Origin of the sequence: Mycobacterium sp. SMC-17, from assembly GCF_045310915.1 — a bacterium.
In the GTDB taxonomy this organism is placed as follows: Bacteria; Actinomycetota; Actinomycetes; order Mycobacteriales; family Mycobacteriaceae; genus Mycobacterium.
The window spans coordinates 1-1,139 of record NZ_JBJIAK010000164.1 but is presented as its reverse complement, the minus strand read 5'-3'; the positions used below and the strand labels follow the sequence as shown (position 1 = coordinate 1,139).

Here is a 1,139-nt window from a genome sequence, read left to right as displayed (position 1 = left end):
CTAGTGTCCTGCGCCGGGAATTCGTTGAAGATATGAACCGAGTCGTTCGAAGATCTCGTCGGCGGTCTTGGTCCAGTTGAACGGGCGGGGGTTGTCGTTCCAGTCTGCGATCCACTCGCGAATGTCCTTCTCGAGGGCCTGAATTGAGCGGTGAACGCCGCGGCGCAGTTTCTGGTCGGTGAGTAACCCGAACCACCGCTCGACCTGGTTGAGCCACGACGAGTAGGTCGGGGTGAAGTGCATGTGGAATCGGGGATGGGCGGCAAGCCATTTGGTTACTGTCGGCGATTTGTGCGTCGAGTAGTTGTCGCAGATCAGATGGACGTCCAGGTCAGCGGGCACGGTGTTGTCCAACTTGGTCAAGAACTTCTTGAACTCGATCGCGCGGTGCCGGCGGTGAATCGAGCCGTAGACCTCGCCGGTGGCCACATCCAGGGCGGCGAACAAGGTGGTGATTCCGTGCCGCACGTAGTCATGGGTGCGGCGCTCGGGCATGCCGGGCATCATCGGCAGGACCGGCGCGCTGCGATCCAAGGCCTGGATCTGCGATTTTTCATCGACGCAGAGCACCAGTGCCTTCTCCGGCGGGTCCAGATACAACCCCACGACGTCACGGACCTTGTCGACGAACTGCGGGTCGTTGCTGATCTTGAAGGTGTCCACCTGATGCGGCTTGAGGCCGAACGACTTCCAGATCCGTCCGACCGTTGACTTCGACAACCCGGTCTCAGCCGCCATCGAAGACCGCGACCAGTGCGTGGCGCCTTTGGGTTGACGCTCCAACGTGGCCACGATCAGCTGCTCGACCGCCTCGTCGGTGATCTTGCGCGGCGCACCAGGACGCGGCTCATCGGCCAGACCCTCCAGTCGCGCCTCCAGGAACCGTCCACGCCATTTGCCGACCGTTTGCGGCCACACACCTTCATCAGCGGCGACTTCCTTGTTGGATTTCCCTGCCGCGCAACCCAACACGATCCGACAACGTTGGGCCAACGCCTGCGAGGACTTCGATCGACGGGCCCACCGCTGCAACGTCTCACGTTCGTCGTCGGTCAACACCAACTCGACTACCGGCCTACCCCTGGTTCCCACCCGCCAATTCTACAATTAATCAACTAATTTACGGCGCAGGACACTAG

1 protein-coding gene is annotated in these 1,139 nt (G+C 61.2%); it reads right to left on the bottom strand.

Annotated features, from left to right (window positions below; genetic code table 11):
• Positions 1 to 1,092: an IS630 family transposase gene (locus ACJH7A_RS30590; RefSeq protein WP_036429724.1), complete on the bottom strand. Its 1,092-nt coding sequence runs from the start codon at positions 1,090 to 1,092 to the stop codon at positions 1 to 3.
• Between the last annotated feature and the right edge of the window lie 47 nt (positions 1,093 to 1,139).